The sequence below is a fragment of the Bradyrhizobium sp. R2.2-H genome, from assembly GCF_004346455.1.
In the GTDB taxonomy this organism is placed as follows: domain Bacteria; phylum Pseudomonadota; class Alphaproteobacteria; order Rhizobiales; family Xanthobacteraceae; genus Bradyrhizobium; species Bradyrhizobium diversitatis.
The window spans coordinates 217,601-234,393 of sequence record NZ_SMBR01000005.1; the positions used below are offsets into that span (position 1 = coordinate 217,601).

At 63.3% G+C, this 16,793-nt stretch carries 16 protein-coding genes; 6 read left to right on the top strand and 10 right to left on the bottom strand.

Going from position 1 to position 16,793, the window contains the following annotated elements; genetic code table 11:
• Nucleotides 1-113 precede the first annotated feature (113 nt).
• From EDE08_RS15100 to EDE08_RS15115, 4 genes are all read left to right on the top strand, one after another.
• Complete coding sequence (locus tag EDE08_RS15100) at nucleotides 114-575, top strand: hypothetical protein (RefSeq protein WP_245524795.1); 462 nt, start codon at nucleotides 114-116, stop codon at nucleotides 573-575.
• 218 nt (nucleotides 576-793) lie between these two features.
• A complete protein-coding gene (locus EDE08_RS15105; protein WP_131869605.1) occupies nucleotides 794-2,737 on the top strand; it encodes a PrkA family serine protein kinase in 1,944 nt (647 codons plus the stop codon).
• Nucleotides 2,738-2,767: 30 nt separating this feature from the next.
• Entirely contained in the window at nucleotides 2,768-4,045 is a 1,278-nt protein-coding gene (locus EDE08_RS15110) for a YeaH/YhbH family protein (protein ID WP_207913020.1), read from the top strand.
• Nucleotides 4,042-5,580: a SpoVR family protein gene (locus tag EDE08_RS15115; RefSeq protein WP_131869607.1), complete on the top strand. Its 1,539-nt coding sequence runs from the start codon at nucleotides 4,042-4,044 to the stop codon at nucleotides 5,578-5,580. Before EDE08_RS15110 ends, EDE08_RS15115 begins: the two co-directional genes overlap by 4 nt.
• 237 nt (nucleotides 5,581-5,817) lie before the next feature.
• Here the strand turns inward: EDE08_RS15115 and EDE08_RS15125 are convergent, their stop codons facing one another.
• From EDE08_RS15125 to EDE08_RS15150, 6 genes are all read right to left on the bottom strand, one after another.
• Nucleotides 5,818-6,252: a DUF1801 domain-containing protein gene (locus EDE08_RS15125; protein WP_502700611.1), complete on the bottom strand. Its 435-nt coding sequence runs from the start codon at nucleotides 6,250-6,252 to the stop codon at nucleotides 5,818-5,820.
• A 2-nt stretch (nucleotides 6,253-6,254) separates the two neighbouring features.
• The gene (locus EDE08_RS15130; RefSeq protein WP_165935947.1) at nucleotides 6,255-6,470 is read right to left on the bottom strand and encodes a hypothetical protein; all 216 of its coding nucleotides are present in this window, start codon (nucleotides 6,468-6,470) and stop codon (nucleotides 6,255-6,257) included.
• Nucleotides 6,471-6,512: 42 nt separating this feature from the next.
• Nucleotides 6,513-6,944 carry an SRPBCC family protein gene (locus EDE08_RS15135; protein ID WP_131869610.1) on the bottom strand — a complete coding sequence of 144 codons (432 nt, stop codon included), beginning with the start codon at nucleotides 6,942-6,944 and terminating at the stop codon, nucleotides 6,513-6,515.
• On the bottom strand, nucleotides 6,941-7,264 hold the full coding sequence (locus EDE08_RS15140) for an ArsR/SmtB family transcription factor (protein WP_131869611.1): 324 nt from the start codon (nucleotides 7,262-7,264) through the stop codon (nucleotides 6,941-6,943). The genes EDE08_RS15135 and EDE08_RS15140 overlap by 4 nt, the downstream gene beginning before the upstream one ends.
• Nucleotides 7,265-7,394: 130 nt before the next feature.
• Entirely contained in the window at nucleotides 7,395-7,844 is a 450-nt protein-coding gene (locus EDE08_RS15145) for a DsrE family protein (protein ID WP_131869612.1), read from the bottom strand.
• A 40-nt stretch (nucleotides 7,845-7,884) separates the two neighbouring features.
• Complete coding sequence (locus EDE08_RS15150; protein WP_131869613.1) at nucleotides 7,885-8,508, bottom strand: hypothetical protein; 624 nt, start codon at nucleotides 8,506-8,508, stop codon at nucleotides 7,885-7,887.
• 310 nt (nucleotides 8,509-8,818) lie between these two features.
• Here EDE08_RS15150 and EDE08_RS15155 point away from each other — a divergent pair, with 310 nt between their 5' ends.
• Both EDE08_RS15155 and EDE08_RS15160 read left to right on the top strand, forming a co-directional pair.
• Nucleotides 8,819-10,348 (top strand): SUMF1/EgtB/PvdO family nonheme iron enzyme, encoded by a 1,530-nt coding sequence (locus EDE08_RS15155; RefSeq protein WP_131869614.1) that lies wholly within the window; start codon nucleotides 8,819-8,821, stop codon nucleotides 10,346-10,348.
• Between the two features lie 117 nt (nucleotides 10,349-10,465).
• The gene (locus tag EDE08_RS15160) at nucleotides 10,466-10,915 is read left to right on the top strand and encodes a DUF4399 domain-containing protein (protein ID WP_131869615.1); all 450 of its coding nucleotides are present in this window, start codon (nucleotides 10,466-10,468) and stop codon (nucleotides 10,913-10,915) included.
• On the opposite strand, the gene EDE08_RS15165 is transcribed toward EDE08_RS15160, so the two are convergent.
• The 4 genes from EDE08_RS15165 to EDE08_RS15185 all read right to left on the bottom strand — a co-directional run bounded on the left by EDE08_RS15165 (nucleotide 10,916) and on the right by EDE08_RS15185 (nucleotide 16,771).
• The gene (locus EDE08_RS15165) at nucleotides 10,916-11,971 is read right to left on the bottom strand and encodes a 2-oxoacid:ferredoxin oxidoreductase subunit beta (RefSeq protein ID WP_131869616.1); all 1,056 of its coding nucleotides are present in this window, start codon (nucleotides 11,969-11,971) and stop codon (nucleotides 10,916-10,918) included. It abuts the gene before it with no gap.
• 130 nt (nucleotides 11,972-12,101) lie between these two features.
• The gene (locus EDE08_RS15175; RefSeq protein ID WP_165935946.1) at nucleotides 12,102-13,949 is read right to left on the bottom strand and encodes a 2-oxoacid:acceptor oxidoreductase subunit alpha; all 1,848 of its coding nucleotides are present in this window, start codon (nucleotides 13,947-13,949) and stop codon (nucleotides 12,102-12,104) included.
• Nucleotides 13,919-15,718, bottom strand: a complete 1,800-nt coding sequence (locus tag EDE08_RS15180; RefSeq protein ID WP_131869618.1) for an FAD-dependent oxidoreductase — start codon at nucleotides 15,716-15,718, stop codon at nucleotides 13,919-13,921. Before EDE08_RS15180 ends, EDE08_RS15175 begins: the two co-directional genes overlap by 31 nt.
• Nucleotides 15,719-16,093: 375 nt before the next feature.
• Entirely contained in the window at nucleotides 16,094-16,771 is a 678-nt protein-coding gene (locus EDE08_RS15185; protein WP_131869619.1) for a DUF4286 family protein, read from the bottom strand.
• Between the last annotated feature and the right edge of the window lie 22 nt (nucleotides 16,772-16,793).

The following is a 16,793-nucleotide window of genomic DNA, read 5'->3' on the forward strand; positions in this document are numbered from 1 at the left end:
GCGGGAGACACGTGCAGGCCCTCATGAAGATTTGCGCTGGCCGTCGCCGACAGCCAGCAATGGGTTGCGTCCGCCGTAAGCGTCGACGCATCGTGCGATCTCGAAATCAGTCGATGCGCAACGCAACCGCGGCTGCTGGTCGCGGCACGCTTTGCCCCGACCTGCTCAGTGCAAGCTTCGCCTTCGACTGTGGGACGGGCTTGGCGACCACGAGAATGCCGCGGCTGCAAGACGATCGTGCAGACGCCGACGTTGCGGCGGCAGCTGTACGCCATCGGCGCCTTGGCCGGTTGCGCGATGATCGCATCGTCATCCGGTCGGAGGGCCTGGCGACCGATTTTGATACACTGCTGCGCGCTTGCCGCGACTGTCACGCAGCCAGCAGCCCGCGCACTGCATTGCAGCAGGAAGATGAACGCCGTCCCCAAGGCTTCGAGGTACAAGGCTTCGAGGTAAAAGGCTCGGCGTACAAGGCTTCGCCGTACAAGTGTCATAAGATCGCCGCGCCCGGATCGCTATGCTGCATTGCCGGATGGACGTATCCCCGGGAATGCCCGGATGTTGCGACCGAGTGACATTTTCTGGAAATGAGCCAATATAGACAAAGATTCGCACAAATTACAGGCATGTGCCTGTTCGTAACTCATAGAGTGCCTACGTTGTGCGTTGCGTCGAGTTGGCACCCGGGTGTCCAATGATCGTCATGTGCTCACGCTGATTCGAAACGGCCTGAGGAACGGTCCGGTAACTGCTTTCGTTTCAGCTTGTAGCGGAACTCACGCGGAGAGGGATCATGTACAACGATTCTTTGTTCAACGCTTTCGCTCGGTCGTTCGAGGCGAGAAGCCAGCACGACATGTCGATGGCGGAATATCTGGAATCGTGTCGAAGCGATCCCATGAAATACGCGAACGCGGCCGAACGACTGCTAGCGGCGATCGGTGAGCCTCAGACGATTGACACGGCCAAGGACCCACGCCTTGGCCGTATTTTTTTGAACCGCACTATCCGCACCTATCCGGCCTTCGCCGGCTTCTACGGCATGGAAGAAACCATCGAGCGCATCGTCGGTTTCTTCCGTCACGCCGCGCAAGGTCTCGAGGAGCGCAAGCAGATCCTTTACCTGCTCGGCCCGGTCGGCGGCGGCAAGTCCTCGCTCGCCGAGCGGCTCAAGTCGCTGATGGAAGTGCATCCGATCTACGTGCTCAAGGCCGGCGACGAACTCTCGCCCGTGTTCGAAAGCCCGCTCAGCCTGTTCGATCCCGATCAGCTCGGCCCGATGCTGGAAGAGAAGTACGGCATTCCGCGCCGTCGTCTCACCGGCCTGATGAGCCCGTGGTGCTACAAGCGGCTCGAGGCCTTCGGCGGCGACATTTCCCAGTTCCGGGTCGCAAAAATCCAGCCGTCGCGGCTGCGCCAGATCGCGATCGCCAAGACCGAGCCCGGTGACGAGAACAACCAGGACATCTCCTCGCTGGTCGGCAAGGTCGACATCCGCAAGCTCGAGACCTACGCCCAGAACGATCCCGACGCCTACAGCTATTCCGGCGGCCTCAACCGCGCCAACCAGGGCGTGCTCGAGTTCGTCGAGATGTTCAAGGCTCCGATCAAGATGCTGCACCCGCTGCTGACCGCAACGCAGGAAGGCAACTACATCGGCACCGAGAACATCGGCGCGATCCCGTACACGGGCGTCATCCTCGCACACTCCAACGAAGCGGAGTGGGCGAGCTTCAAGGCCAACAAGAACAACGAAGCCTTCATCGACCGCATCTGCGTGATCAAGGTGCCCTACTGCCTCAGGGTCACTGAGGAGCAGAAGATCTACGAGAAGCTGATCCAGGGCTCCGAGCTCGCGTCGGCTCCTTGTGCGCCTTCGACGCTGGAGACGCTGGCGCGGTTCTCGGTGATGTCGCGCCTGCGCAAGCACGAGAATTCCACCCTGTTCGCCAAGATGCGGGTCTACGACGGCGAGAGCCTGAAGGAATCCGACCCGAAGGCGCGCAGCGTTCAGGAATACCGCGACGCCGCCGGCGTCGACGAGGGCATGGACGGCGTCTCGACCCGCTTCGCCTTCAAGATCCTGGCTGCGACCTTCAACCACGATCCACAGGAGGTCGCCGCCGACGCCGTGCATCTGATGTACGCGCTGGAGCAGGCGATCCGCCGCGAACAGCTGCCGGAGGAGACCGAGAAGCGCTATCTCGAATTCATCAAGGCGGAGCTGGCGCCGCGCTATGCCGAGTTCATCGGTAACGAGATCCAGAAGGCCTATCTCGAGTCCTACTCGGATTATGGCCAGAACCTGTTCGATCGCTACGTCGACTATGCCGACGCCTGGATCGAGGACCAGGACTTCAAGGATCCCGACACCGGCCAGCTGCTCGATCGCGAGCTTTTGAACCAGGAGCTGACGAAAATCGAGAAGCCGGCGGGGATCGCCAACCCCAAGGACTTCCGCAACGAGGTCGTCAAATTCTCGTTACGGTCGCGGGCCCAGAACGGCGGCAAGAATCCGACCTGGACCTCCTACGAGAAGATTCGCGATGTGATCGAAAAGCGGATATTCTCCCAGGTCGAGGACCTGCTTCCGGTCATCTCCTTCGGGTCGAAGAAGGACGGCGAGACGGAGAAGAAGCACGGCGAATTCGTGGCGCGCATGGTGGAGCGTGGCTACACCGAGCGTCAGGTTCGCCGGCTCGTCGAATGGTACATGCGCGTGAAGCAGGCCGGTTGATGCGCCTGGGAGGCGAATGGAAAAGTGCCCATCCACATTATTGACAGGCGCCTGAATCCAGGCGGCAAGAGTCTTGAGAACCGTCAGCGGTTCTTGCGTCGGGCCAAGTCCCTGGTGCAGGGCGCCGTCAAGAAGACCTCGCAGGAACGCGACATCAAGGACGTCCTGGAGGGTGGTGAAGTCACGATTCCCCTCGACGGCATGCACGAGCCGCGCTTCCGCCGTGAAGGCGGAACGCGGGACATGGTCCTGCCCGGCAACAAGAAGTTCGTCGAAGGCGACTATCTGCAGCGCTCCGGCCAGGGCAGCGCCAAGGATTCCGGCCCCGGCGAAGGCGACAGCGAGGACGCCTTCCGCTTCGTGCTTTCCCGCGACGAGTTCGTCGATCTCTTCCTCGACGACCTCGAGCTTCCGGATCTCGCCAAGCGCAAGATCGCGCAGACCGAGAGCGAGGGCATCCAGCGCGCCGGCTACACCATGTCGGGCTCGCCCGCCAACATCTCGGTGAGCCGGACGGTGAAGCTCGCGCTTGCGCGCCGCATCGCGCTCAAGCGTCCCCGCAAGGACGAGATCGAGGAGCTGGAAGCCGCCATCGCCGCATGCACGGACGAGGACGAGCGCACGGAGCTGGTCGCTGAACTCGAGAGGCTGAAGGCGAAGTCCAAGCGCATCCCCTTCATCGATCCGCTCGACATCCGCTACCGGCGCTTCGAGACGGTGCCGAAGCCCGTCGCGCAGGCCGTGATGTTCTGCCTGATGGACGTCTCCGGCTCGATGTCCGAGCACATGAAGGATCTCGCAAAGCGCTTCTACATGCTGCTCTACGTGTTCCTGAAGCGCCGCTACAAGCATGTCGAGATCGTCTTCATCCGCCACACCGACCGCGCCGAGGAGGTGGACGAGCAGACCTTCTTCTACGGCCCGGCCTCGGGCGGCACGCTGGTCTCCAGCGCGCTCCAGGCGATGCATGAAATCGTGCGCGAGCGCTTCAACCCGTCGGACTGGAACATCTACGCCGCGCAAGCCTCCGACGGCGACAATTCCTATTCCGACGGCGAGCTCACGGGGCTCCTGCTGACCGAGAAAATCCTGCCGGTCTGCCAGTTCTTCGCCTATCTCGAGGTCGGGGAAGCAGGCGGCAGCGCCTTCGATCTCTCCGACTCCTCGCTTTGGACCCTCTACGAGCGCCTGCGCAACAGCGGCGCACCGCTCTCGATGCGCAAAGTCTCGGAGCGCAGCGAGATCTTTCCGGTGTTCCACGACTTGTTCCAGCGCCGCGAAACTGCCCAGGAGAAGACCGCTCCATGACGGAACGATTGTTCGAAGGCGCCGATTGGGATTTCCACACCTTGCAGCGCATCACCGATGCCTGCGAGGAGGTGGCGTTGAAGGATCTCGGGCTCGACGTCTATCCGAACCAGATCGAGGTCATCACGGCCGAGCAGATGCTGGACGCCTATTCCTCGGTCGGCATGCCCTTGTTCTACAAGCACTGGTCGTTCGGCAAGCACTTCGCTTTCCATGAGGCGTCCTATCGCAAGGGCCTGATGGGGCTCGCCTATGAGATCGTGATCAACTCCTCGCCCTGCATCTCCTATCTGATGGAGGAGAACACGGCGACGATGCAGACGCTGGTGATCGCGCACGCGGCTTTCGGCCACAACCATTTCTTCAAGAACAACTATCTGTTCAAGCAGTGGACCGACGCCGACGGCATTCTGGATTATCTCGACTTCGCCAAGAACTACGTCATGCAGTGCGAGGACCGCTACGGCCGCATCGAGGTCGAGCGCACGCTCGATGCCGCGCATGCGCTGATGTCGCACGGCATCGACCGCTATCCCGGCAAGAAGAAGCTCGATCTGCGCGCCGAGGAGAAGCGGGCAGGGCGCCGCCGCCAGCATGAGGAGGAGGTCTTCAACGATCTCTGGCGCACGGTGCCCAAGGGCGTCGCAAAGAGCCGGTCCGCGCTCAGCATCGAGCGCCGCCGCAAGCTGCTCGGCCTGCCGCAGGAGAATCTGCTCTATTTCCTGGAGAAGAGCGCGCCGCGGCTGGCGCCCTGGCAGCGCGAGCTCTTGCGCATCGTCCGCCACATCGCCCAATATTTCTATCCGCAGAGCCAGACCAAGGTGATGAACGAGGGGACGGCGACCTACGTCCACTACCGCATCATGACCAAGCTGCACGAGCAGGGCCGCATCACCGACGGCAACTTCCTCGAATTCCTCGGATCGCACACCAACGTGGTGTTCCAGCCCGAGTTCGACGACCCGCGCTTCTCGGGATTCAACCCTTACGCGCTCGGTTTTGCCGTGATGCAGGACATCGAGCGCATCGTCACCAGGCCGGAAGACGAGGACCGCGAGTGGTTCCCCGACATCGCCGGCAAGAACGACGTCATGGGCGTGCTGCGCGACGTCTGGGCCAACTACCGCGACGAGAGCTTCATCGGCCAGTTCCTGAGCCCCAAATTGATGCGGCACTTCCGCATGTTCCACCTGCACGACGATCCCGAGGAGCGCGCCGGCATCCGCGTCGATGCCATCCACGACGAGCGCGGTTTCCGCCGCGTCCGCCGCGAGTTGGCGCGGCAGCACGATGTCGGCTTCATCGACGCCAATATCGAGGTGGTCGACGTCGACCTCGCCGGCGACCGCCGGCTGATCCTGCATCACCACGTCATCAAGGGCTCCCAGCTCAACGAGACCGACGCCAAGCGCGTGCTCCAGCACCTCGCCGATCTCTGGACCTACGACGTCGCGCTGATCGAGGTCGATGCCAACGACAAGGTCCTGCGCGAATACGTCGTCAGCCCGCGTCCGATTCCCGCGGCGGTGGCCTGAGGCGGCCGATTGGGCGAAGCAATACCGCGAGATGTGCGTTGATGTGCCCTCGCCCCCTGTGGGAGAGGGCAGCGCCGCTGGCAGACGCAAACTCACTGGGGTGAGGGGTGTCTCTCCACACTTTCCCGTGTCGAGAGAGACCGCTCATCCGGCGCGCTCAGGAGCGCAATTGCGCTCCAAAGCGCGCCACCTTCTCCCACAAGGGGAGAAGGAAGGCGTTCGTGGCTACACGAAGTTCTAAGCCGATCGTTTCGCCGGCTTCTTCTTCGCCTTTGACGCATTCAGCGCCACCGCCGCGCGGATCAGCGCCTTGAACGCCTTCTCGTTGATCTCTACGCCTTCGCGAATATCGATCGCGCGCCGCACGTTGCCATCAAGGCTGGAATTGAACAGCCCGGCCGGATCCTTCAGCGCAGCGCCCTTGGCAAAGGTCAGCTTCACCACTTCCTTGTAGGTCTCGCCGGTGCAGATGATGCCGTCGTGCTCCCACACGGGAACGCCGCGCCATTTCCACTCTTCAACCACATCAGGGTCGGTCTCCCTGATCAGGCCGCGGATTCGCCCCAGCATCGCGCCGCGCCAGTCGCCGAGCTCCTTGATCCGGCCGTCGATCATCTTGGAAGGCGAAGCCGCATTCGCGTCCTTTGCGCCGGTCTTCTTCGCCGTCTTCATCATCACGCCTCGTTCACGCGGGTGCCGCGGCGGACATAGGGCAGCGCGAACAGATAGAGCCCGGTCGCGAGCAGCGGGATCAGCGGCACCAGCGCGAGGAAGCCGATCCACACGGCCTGGACCTGCATGATCATCGCCACGATGTTGGCGATGACCGCGAGCGTGAAGGCCATCGACAGCCAGCGATGAATCTGCCGAATCCACATATGCGTGCTCATTGGGGCCTCCCTTGCAACTGATTGGAACTGGCGCAAGCGGAGCTAGCCTGCCCGCGCCAGCACGTCGTCCAGCCTGGCCAAGAACTGCTTCCAGCCCGCATGCGCGCCGCCGAAAGCCTGCTTCTGCGTGGGGCTGAAGCCCGCCTGCTCGACGCGCAAATGCGTGCCGGAGTTCGTCGGCGTCAGCGTGAAGGTCACGACGCTCTTGAGGTCGAACGCGGCGTCCTCGTGGGAGAAATTCCAGGTGTAGGCGAGCGTCTTCTGCGGCTCGATGGTGAGCACCTCGCAGTCCAGCACGCCGCCCCATTCGCCGCGCAGGTTGAAGCGATGACCGACGGTCGGCTTGAAGTCGTTCTTCATCAGCCATTCCTCGATCAGATGCGGCTGCGTCAGCGCGCGCCAGATCCGTTCAGCCGGATAGGCAAATTCACGCTCGATGACGACTGAACGCTTCTCGGTCGCGGTTTCGATCATTGGTCCATCCTCTTGAGGAGATCGTCGAGCGCGTCGAGCCGGTTCTGCCAGAAGGAAGCCATCTGGCCGGTCCAGTCGATCAGCGGATTGAGCGCGCCGGGCCGCGCGCTGTAATGGGTCTGGCGTCCCTCGTGGCGGTCGCGCACCAGGCCGGCCTGCTTCAGGGCGCCGAGATGTTTCGACACGGCCGGCTGCGACACGCCGGATTGCGCCGTCAGTGCCCCGACCGTCTGCTCCCCCTCGCGGCACAGCCGCTCGAAGATCGCCCGCCGGGTCGGGTCGGCGAGCGTCCGGAACAGGAGGTCGTGGGCGGCAGGCATAGGCAATCCATAACTATGGAGTTATGGATAAACTCATAACTACAGAGTTATGGATAAGTCAAGCGCGAACCTCCGCGAAAGATTTTGGATTGCTCCGCGGCGATGACCACGTGGTGGGCGGTCCGCAGCTTCAAGGCCGCAGATACAGATATCCCTGCGACTGCAATTCGGCGAGGCGGACGACGCCGCCGTTCTCCGCGCTGACGAAGCCAGGCAGCAGATCCTTGAGCGTCACGTTCTGCGCCTTCATGGTGTTGCCGCAGGCGGCGAGCTCGATGCCGTCCCTGGAGAACGCGCCTACGCGCTTGCTGACATCGGGATTGGCCTGCGCCGCGTGAAACGCTTTCAGCGCCGGCCCGTGGATCACCAGCGCGAGGGTCACGTGCTCGGGACCGCCGACGCCATCGATGTGGTTCTGGATGTTGCCGAGCACGAAATTGACCTTCTCGGCCTCGTTGAGATGATAGACGACCTTCAGCTTGTTGCCCGTGCCGGCTTCCGTCGCAGCTTTCGCGCTGGAGGTGCCGAGCGCCGCGCCCAGGGCCGAGACGGCGCTCCACAAGATGTTCCGTCGGTTCATGGCGATCTCCTTCGGCTCGACCGAGTTCGCGCGACAGATATCACTTGTGGCGCAGTGCGGCGAGTTCCTTGCGGTCGGTCACGAGCGAGGCGCACTCGCTGTTGTCGGTGCGGTCGAGACGGAAAATCTTGTCGTCGGCGCCGGCGACCAGCGATTGCTCGGCGTCGTCGTCCGGCTTGTTGTTCTGCCAGACCCTGATCCGCTCGAGGCGGACGATCGCGGACTTGTTGTCCTTGGACAGCGCCACTTCGATCCCGCCGCCTTCGCAGTCGACGCCGCAGCCCAGGCGGACCTCGTCCCCCTGGCTGAGAAGCACCGCGTGGCTGCCGCATGAGCCGCTGGAGTCGAAATCGCCGGAGCGATGGCGATAGCGAAAACCCAGGCGGAAGGAATTGTGCAGCTGCTTGTCCTCCTTGTCGGTCTCCGCCGAGATCAGCAGCTTCATGGAAGCCACCTTCTGCTTGGAGTGCCGCGCCAGATGCTCGGCATCGTAGCGGCGGACGAAGCAGGCATAGGATTTGGTGCCGGGCGTCCCCGCATGGAGCCGCGCATTGAAGGCGTCGGCTTCGGCCTTTGTGGTCTCCCGGATCTTGTCGGCCTCATCGGCATGGGCGACGTCGGTCAGGGTAGCGAAAGCCAGGGCAGCAATGAGAAAGAGCTTCATGTGACGACCTTACCGCAGCACAACAGAACTGCTGTCCGTTAGACGCCCGGCAGCTGCACCGCGTTCAACGTTCGCACGTCGCGCGTGTGAGCCGCGGGTAGGGGACACGGGCCAGCAGGCTCTGGGCCGGGCTTTAGTCATTGCTGCGATCAAGAAGGTTCAATGCGCGCAGCGCTTTGGTTCGACGGAACCCGACGCCGGCGATCGCTGCGACATTGTCTCGGTTCGTCAATGTGATAGCCTTCACAGACGGCCGCCTTTGGCAGTCGTAAGCTGGGGCAGCCTCGCAAGTTTCTGGAGTCCTCCCCGCATGGGCGAAATTCGCAACTTCAGATCCGGAAATCAGGATGAGCCGCCGCCACACAGCGGAGTGCCTCGTCGACTCGCCGCGATCATCGTTGGTGACATCGCTTCCTACAGTCGGTTGATGCAGGCCGACGAGGAAGGCACGCATGTTCGCGTCAAGCGGATCGAGCGGGATCTCATCCAGCCCAGCATCATCGAACACCATGGAAGCCTGGTGAAGACGACCGGCGACGGCTTCATCGCCATCTTCGACAGTCCCGTGGAGGCCGTCCGATGCAGCATCGTCATCCAGCAGAATCTCATCGGCCGCAACGCCTCGCTTCCCAAGCATTCCCGGCTCGAATATCGGATTGGCGTCAATCTCGGCGATGTCATCGTGGAGCCGGACGACATCTATGGTGACGGCGTCAACATCGCCACGCGTATCGAGGGCATCGCCGAGCCGGGGCAGGTCTACATCTCCGGCGCGATCTACGAACAGATCAAGCACAAGGTCGTGTGCGGCTATGAGTCGCTCGGCGACCGCAAGGTCAAGAACATCACCGATCCCGTGCGCGTCTATCGGGTGCTGCCGGATGCCGATGCCGTCGGCAAGACGAGAAGCCGGCGCGAGAACACGCTGATCTTTCTCCTGGGCATCACGCTGCTCGTCATTGCCGCCGGCGCACTCTGGTATTTGCTGGCACAGCCTCAGGGCAGGGTGGGCGAGCAGGTCGCAACGCCCGCCGCTTCTCCGGCGCCGTCCCCCGCTCCGCAAGCTCCGCCGCGCGAAGCGGCGCCGCAGGCGCCGCAACCGTCTCCCTCATTGGCTTCGGCGCCTTCATCGCCCGCGCCGGCGCCAAGCGCGTCCGCGACGCCTGTGCGCGAGCCCGAAATGATCGCCATTCGCGGCGGCAGTTTCGCGATGGGAAGCAATGATGATCCGACCGAGCGTCCCGTCCACCAGGTCACGGTCAAGCCGTTCTCGATCGGAAAATATCCGGTGACGGTGCGGGAGTGGAACGAATGCGCGGCTGCGGGCGCGTGTGGTTTCACCGCGACCGGCAAGGACGATGCGCCGGTCAGCAACGTGAGCTGGACTGACGCGCAGCAATATGCCGCCTTTCTGTCGCAGGCGACGAAGAAGCCGTATCGGCTCCCGAGCGAGGCCGAATGGGAATACGCGGCTCGCGGCGGAACGCAAACCAAGTATTGGTGGGGCGACAAGCTCCAGCCGGGCATGGCCGGATGCAAGGACTGCGGCGACCTCGCCGCCGAGCAGCCGGCGAAGGTCGGCAGCTTCAAACCCAATCCATTCGGGCTCCATGACATGGGCGGCGGCATCGACCAGTGGGTCGAGGACTGCTGGCACAAGAACTATCAGGGTGCGCCGGTCGACGGTTCGGCATGGACGAGCGGCGATTGCTCGTCGCACGTCCTGCGCTCGGGCTCCTGGAAGAACGATTCGAGATACGTGCGGCCGTCCAATCGCGATGGCTACGATACCAATGTCCGTTACCCCACGCATGGATTCCGGGTCGCGCTCAGTCCCTGACGCATGATCCGGAAAAGCGTGCGGCGCTCTTCCGAAAGGATCATGCTCAAACAATAACCCAAACGCGATGACGATTCCTCCTGATCGCATCGCGCTTTTTGAGCTGGAGTAGGTTTGATGAAGATCATTTGCTGCGCGGCGCTGGCGGCGGCGCTCGCATTGCTGCCGGGCACGGCTTACTCGCAGGGCAAGACCGCCCCCAAGGACGCGAAGCTTTATTTCATCACGCCGCAGGACGGGCAGAAAGTCCGTGGCGGGTTCTGGGTCCGGTTCGGCCTGCGCAACATGGGCGTGACGCATGCCGGCGACGACTACCAGAACGCCGGTCATCATCATTTGCTGGTCGACGTCAACACTCCCATCGATCCCAAGGAGCCGATCCCGCAGGACAAGTCCCATCTGCATTTCGGAGCAGGGCAGACCGAGACGTTTCTCGAGCTTCCGCCCGGCACGCACACGCTGCAGCTGGTGCTCGGCGATGCGAAGCACTATCCGTTCGAACCGCCCGTCGTGTCCGAGAAGATCACCGTGCGAGTCAGGCAGCCCGTTTCGGTCCGGCGCCGATGATCACCGCAGGCTGGCGTTGAACTTGTCCAGCACCGCCGAGCCCGGGCACAGCGAGTCCGCCTCCAGGCTGTTGAGCGGCGTCTCGACCGTATTGAGATGCTCGTGCATGTCCTCCGCGTCGGGATCGACATAGAGCAGGCCGGTGACGATCTGGCCCTTGGCGGCGTGCTTCTGCAGGAAGGTCATCGCGCCCAGGCGGTCATGCGGATCGTAGTCGGCATCGATCTTGCGCAGCGCAATCCTGCTGCCGTCGTGCTGCTCGACTACCTGCACCGTGCCCGGCGCGTAATCGACGGCGATCGGATCGCGGCCGACCAGCACGTCGAGCCGGTTCACCGCGTCGTTGTGCTCCCGGACATAGTCGAAGCTCTTGGTCGAGCCGGCGTGGTTGTTGAAGGCGATGCAGGGGCTGATGACGTCGATGAAGGAGGCGCCCTTGTGGCCGATCGCGGCGGCGATCAGCGGCACCAGCTGGGTCTTGTCGCCCGAGAACGAGCGCGCGACGAAGGTGGCCCCTAACTGCAGGGCGATCGCGACGAGGTCGATCGGGTTGTCGGTATTGGTGACGCCCTTCTTGCTCTTCGAGCCGCGGTCGGCGGTCGCCGAGAACTGGCCCTTGGTCAGGCCGTAGACGCCGTTGTTCTCGACGATATAGGTCATGTTGACGCCGCGGCGGATCGAATGCGCGAACTGGCCGAAACCGATCGAGGCGGAATCGCCGTCGCCGGAGACGCCGAGATAGATCAGGTCGCGGTTGGCGAGGTTGGCGCCGGTCAGCACGCTGGGCATGCGGCCGTGCACGGAGTTGAAGCCGTGCGAATTGCCGAGGAAATAGTCCGGCGTCTTCGACGAGCAGCCGATGCCGGAGATCTTTGCCACCAGGTGTGGCTCGATCGAGAGTTCGTAGCAGGCCTCGATGATCGAGGCCGTGATCGAATCGTGGCCGCAGCCCGCGCAAAGCGTCGAGATCTTGCCCTCGTAGTCGCGATGGGTGTAGCCGAGCTCGTTCTTCTTGAGGCCCGGATGATGGAATTTCGGCTTTGCGATGTAGGTCATACGAGCACCCGTAGTCCCAGCCTCGTCATGGCCGGGCTTGTCCCGGCCATCCACGTCCTGGCCGGAGAGAAGAAAGGCGTGGATGCCCGCGACAAGCGCGGGCAAGACGGCGGAGAGAATGAATCGCGTGTCATGACACGGCCTTGCGGAGCGGGGTCACCTTGAGGTGATCCTGGTGGTCGCCAATGGCCTTGGCGATGAACCGGGCGGTGATCGGCGTGCCGTCGTAATGCACGATCGGCACGAGGCGGACGGGATCGATGCCGTTCTCGTTGACGATGAGCTGGCGGAGCTGGCTGTCGCGGTTCTGCTCGACCACATAGACGAAATCGTGCTCGGCGAGGAAGCTCGCGACGCTCGAATGGAACGGGAAGGCGCGGATGCGCAGGCGGTCGAGCTGATGCCCGCGCGCCTCGAGCAACCCGATCGCCTCGTCCATCGCCGGCGAGGTCGAGCCGAAATAGATCACGCCATACTTGGTCGGACGCTCCGCATTGGCCTGCAGCGGCCGCGGCACCAGATCCTGCGCAGTCTCGAACTTGCGGACGAGGCGCTGCATGTTGTCGGCATAGACCGTGCCTTCCTCGGAGTAGCGCGCATAGCGATCACGCGAGGTGCCGCGGGTGAAGTAGGAGCCCTTGGTCGGATGGGTGCCGGGATAGGTGCGGTAGGGAATGCCGTCGCCGTCGACGTCGAGATAGCGGCCGAAGTCGCGGCCCTCCTCCAGCATCTCTGCGGTCATGATCTTGCCGCGGTCGTATTGCCGGGCGTCGTCCCATTTCAGTGGGCGGCAGAGCCGGTGGTTCATGCCGATGTCGAGATCGAGCATCAGGAAGATCGTGGTCTGAAGCCGTTCGGCGAGGTCGAAGGCGGCCGCCGCGAACTCGAACGCCTCGGCGGGATCTTCCGGGAACAGCAGCACATGCTTGGTGTCGCCATGCGAAGCATAGGCGCAGGCGATGATGTCGCATTGCTGGGTGCGGGTCGGCATGCCCGTGGAGGGGCCGGCGCGCTGGATGTTCATGATCACGGCCGGGATCTCGGCGAAATAGGAGAGGCCGATGAATTCCGTCATCAGCGAGATGCCGGGACCGGAGGTCGCGGTGAAGGCGCGGGCGCCGTTCCAAGATGCGCCGATGACGATGCCGATCGAGGCCAGCTCGTCCTCGCCCTGCACGATCGCGTACTTCGCCTTGCCCGTCTCCGGATCGTGCCGGTACTTCTTGCAGTGGGCGGTGAAAGCCTCCGCCACCGATGAGGACGGCGTGATCGGGTACCACGCACACACCGTGGCGCCGCCATAGACCGCGCCGAGCGCGGCGGCGCTGTTGCCTTCGATGAAGATACGGTCGCCGACCTTGTCGGATTTCTTCACCCTGAGCCCGATCGGGCATTTCAGGTTCTGCAGCGCCCAGTCGCGTCCGAGATGCAGCGCGTGGACGTTGGAGGAGAGCAGCTTCTCCTTGCCCTTGTACTGCTCGCCGATCAGCTGCTCGATCAGCTTTGGGTCCATGTCGAGCAGCGCACTGAGGCTGCCGAGATAGATGATGTTCTTGAACAGCTGGCGCTGGCGCGGATCGGTGTAGGTCGAGTTGGTGATCGCGGTGAGCGGAACGCCGATCACGGTGATGTCGTCGCGGAATTTGGTCGACGGCATCGGCTTGGTGGAATCGTAGAACAGATAGCCGCCGGGCTCGATGCCGGCGACATCCTTGTCCCAGGTCTGCGGGTTCATCGCCACCATCATGTCGACGCCGCCGCGGGCGCCGAGATGGCCGGCTTCCGTCACCCGCACCTCGTACCAGGTCGGCAGGCCCTGGATGTTGGAGGGGAAGATGTTGCGCGGCGACACCGGCACGCCGTGGCGCAGGATCGCGCGGGCGAACATCTCGTTGGCGCTGGCCGAGCCCGAGCCGTTGACGTTGGCGAAGCGGACGACGAAGTCGTTTACGCTGCTGATCGGCTTTTTGTCGGACATGTCGAACCTGCGTGGGTCATATCGATCAAATATTTCTGCATGTCCCAGGCGCCGGTGGGACAACGCTCGGCGCACAGCCCGCAATGCAGGCAGACGTCCTCGTCCTTGACCATCACCCGTCCGGTCTTGAGGTCGCCGGAGACGTAGAGATCCTGGTCCGGATGGAGTGAAGGCGCCCTCAGGCGCTGGCGCAGGTCGCTTTCCTCGCCGTTATCAGTGAAGGTGATGCAATCCATCGGGCAGATGTCGACGCAGGCATCGCATTCGATGCAGAGCGAGGTCGAGAACACGGTCTGTACGTCGCAGTTCAGACAGCGATGCGCCTCGCCGAGCGCAAGCTTGACGTCGTAGCCGAGCTCGACCTCGGCGCGGATGTCCTTGAGCGCGACGACCTTGTCGCGATGCGGCACCTTGTAGCGCTTGTCGACGGAGATGTCGTTGTCATAGCTCCATTCGTGGATGCCCATCTTCTGCGAGGAGACATGCACCTCCGGCAGCGGCCGCTCGCTGATATCCTCACCCGACAGCATCTTGTGGATCGACAGCGCGGCGTCATGGCCGTGCGCGACCGCCCAGATGATGTTCTTCGGCCCGAACGCGGCGTCGCCGCCGAAGAACACTTTAGGGTTGGTCGAGACGAATGTCTTCGCATCGACCTTCGGCATGTGCCATTTGTCGAACTCGATGCCGCAATCCTGCTCGATCCAGGGGAAGGCGTTCTCCTGGCCGACCGCGACCAGCACGTCGTCGCAGGGAATGGTCTGATCGGGGTCGCCCGAAGGCACGAGGTTACGGCGGCCTTTGGCGTCATATTCGGCTTTGACGTGCTGGAAGGTGACGCCGATGAGCTTGCCGGCGACCTGCTTGAATGCCACCGGCACCATGTAGTTGAGGATCGGAATATCCTCGTGGATCGCGTCCTCCTTCTCCCACGGCGAGGCCTTCATCTCCTCGAAGCCGGAGCGCACGATCACCGTGACTTTCTCGCCGCCGAGGCGGCGCGCGGTTCGGCAGCAATCCATCGCGGTGTTGCCGCCGCCGAGCACGATCACGCGCTTGCCGACCTTGTCGACATGGCCGAACGACACGTTGGCCAGCCATTCGATGCCGATATGGATGTTGCCGGCGGCTTCCTTCCGGCCGGGAATGTCGAGCTCGCGGCCGCGCGGCGCGCCGGAGCCGACGAAGATCGCGTCGTATTTCTCCGCCAGCAGCGATTTCATGCTGTCGATGCGGTGACCGCCCTTGAACTCGACACCGAGACCCAGGATGTAGCCGGTCTCCTCGTCGATCACGGAGTTGGGCAGGCGGAATTTCGGAATCTGCGTGCGCATCATGCCGCCGGCCTCGGGATCGCCGTCGAACACGGTGCAGTGATAGCCGAGCGGCGCGAGATCGCGCGCCACCGTCAGCGAGGCGGGGCCGCCGCCGACCAGCGCGATACGCTTGCCGTTCTTCGGCGCGGGCCGCGGCAGGCGCTGCCTGATGTCGTCCTTGAAGTCGGCGGCGACGCGCTTGAGGCGGCAGATCGCGACAGGGGTTTCCTCGACGCGTCCGCGGCGACACGCGGGCTCGCATGGACGATCGCAGGTGCGTCCCAGGATGCCGGGAAACACGTTCGACTTCCAATTGATCATATAGGCGTCGCTGTAGCGGCCCTGTGCGATCAATCGGATGTATTCGGGAACCGGGGTGTGTGCAGGACAGGCCCATTGGCAATCGACCACTTTGTGAAAGTAGTCGGGGGCCGCGATATCGGTCGGTTTCATTCCTACCCTGTCCGCGCAGGCTCAAAGACCCCGCGGCCTTTTTTGTTTGAGCGTGGCGGACGCTTAACGCGTCTCGATCCGGTTTCTGAATGACGTCATTGGGTTAGCTTATTAGAACCGTTCCGAAGTACAACGGCAAATTTGCGCGCGGCACGGCTTTCATGGGAGCTACGCGTGCACAGCATTAACGGCGGCATGCGCTGCGCGTGCGCTGCAGCATCACTCTCCGTCATTCGGGGGTGCGCCGATCGGCGCGAGCCCGGAATCCATCGGACCGCGAGTCAGCGGACAAATGGATTCCGGGCTCGTCGCTGCGCACCGCCCCGGAATGACAGAAGAGAGGCGCACGCCTGCCTCCACATCGTCATCGTGAGATCAGTTCTGCGCGATGTCGCTCTTCGCAATATCCCACATCAGGCAATAGGTGCCGACGGAGACGGGAGGCGGCAAGGGCGATGCGGCAGGTCCCGTGAAGCGCTCGGCGATCACGGCCGAGACTGCGCCGATATGCGTGCCGTCGATCAGCACGAACCAGTCGCGCGCGCCTTCGTTGGCTGTCGCCGGAATTCCTGCCGTTGCACCCGACAGTTCCGGCTCGCTCTCGAGCAGATGCATGGAGATGATGCCGTCGCGTGTCTCCGGCATCAGTCTGTCTTGCAGTGCATCACGCCAGGATGCGGCATTGTCGGGCGTCGGCCGCAGACGCACCAGGCCGAGCGCGGCCCCGCGCCCGGTGCCGTTGCTGATCGTGATGCGTGCGACGACGCGGAGCATGTCCTTGAAGCGTGCCATGGTCTGCCGCGACCAGTCGGTCGGATTCGCGAGCCGCGCCCGGTAGGCGGGGCTGTCGAGCACGTCGAGCGTCGCGGTCGAATACAGGCTGAGATATTTGGGATTGGCGGCATGCGCGACATAGCGCCGCGCTTCGAGGAACCCCTCGATCGCGACGCGCTCTTCCAGATGCTCGCGATCGTACCAGCGGTTGAAATCGGCCTCGTCGGCTGCGTCGATGTTCATCGACGTCAGCAGTATGCCTTTCGCGGCGAGCGGCATTTTCGTGTTGTCCTGTGATGGG

Coding starts and splice junctions, on each gene's coding strand:
- EDE08_RS15100 (WP_245524795.1), top strand. CDS start 114: ATGCGCAACGCAACCGCGGCTGCTGGTCGCGGCACGCTTTGCCCCGAC.
- EDE08_RS15105 (WP_131869605.1), top strand. CDS start 794: ATGTACAACGATTCTTTGTTCAACGCTTTCGCTCGGTCGTTCGAGGCG.
- EDE08_RS15115 (WP_131869607.1), top strand. CDS start 4,042: ATGACGGAACGATTGTTCGAAGGCGCCGATTGGGATTTCCACACCTTG.
- EDE08_RS15125 (WP_502700611.1), bottom strand. CDS start 6,252: ATGAAGACGGCGAAGAAGACCGGCGCAAAGGACGCGAATGCGGCTTCG.
- EDE08_RS15130 (WP_165935947.1), bottom strand. CDS start 6,470: ATGAGCACGCATATGTGGATTCGGCAGATTCATCGCTGGCTGTCGATG.
- EDE08_RS15135 (WP_131869610.1), bottom strand. CDS start 6,944: ATGATCGAAACCGCGACCGAGAAGCGTTCAGTCGTCATCGAGCGTGAA.
- EDE08_RS15140 (WP_131869611.1), bottom strand. CDS start 7,264: ATGCCTGCCGCCCACGACCTCCTGTTCCGGACGCTCGCCGACCCGACC.
- EDE08_RS15145 (WP_131869612.1), bottom strand. CDS start 7,844: ATGAACCGACGGAACATCTTGTGGAGCGCCGTCTCGGCCCTGGGCGCG.
- EDE08_RS15150 (WP_131869613.1), bottom strand. CDS start 8,508: ATGAAGCTCTTTCTCATTGCTGCCCTGGCTTTCGCTACCCTGACCGAC.
- EDE08_RS15155 (WP_131869614.1), top strand. CDS start 8,819: ATGGGCGAAATTCGCAACTTCAGATCCGGAAATCAGGATGAGCCGCCG.
- EDE08_RS15160 (WP_131869615.1), top strand. CDS start 10,466: ATGAAGATCATTTGCTGCGCGGCGCTGGCGGCGGCGCTCGCATTGCTG.
- EDE08_RS15165 (WP_131869616.1), bottom strand. CDS start 11,971: ATGACCTACATCGCAAAGCCGAAATTCCATCATCCGGGCCTCAAGAAG.
- EDE08_RS15175 (WP_165935946.1), bottom strand. CDS start 13,949: ATGTCCGACAAAAAGCCGATCAGCAGCGTAAACGACTTCGTCGTCCGC.
- EDE08_RS15180 (WP_131869618.1), bottom strand. CDS start 15,718: ATGAAACCGACCGATATCGCGGCCCCCGACTACTTTCACAAAGTGGTC.
- EDE08_RS15185 (WP_131869619.1), bottom strand. CDS start 16,771: ATGCCGCTCGCCGCGAAAGGCATACTGCTGACGTCGATGAACATCGAC.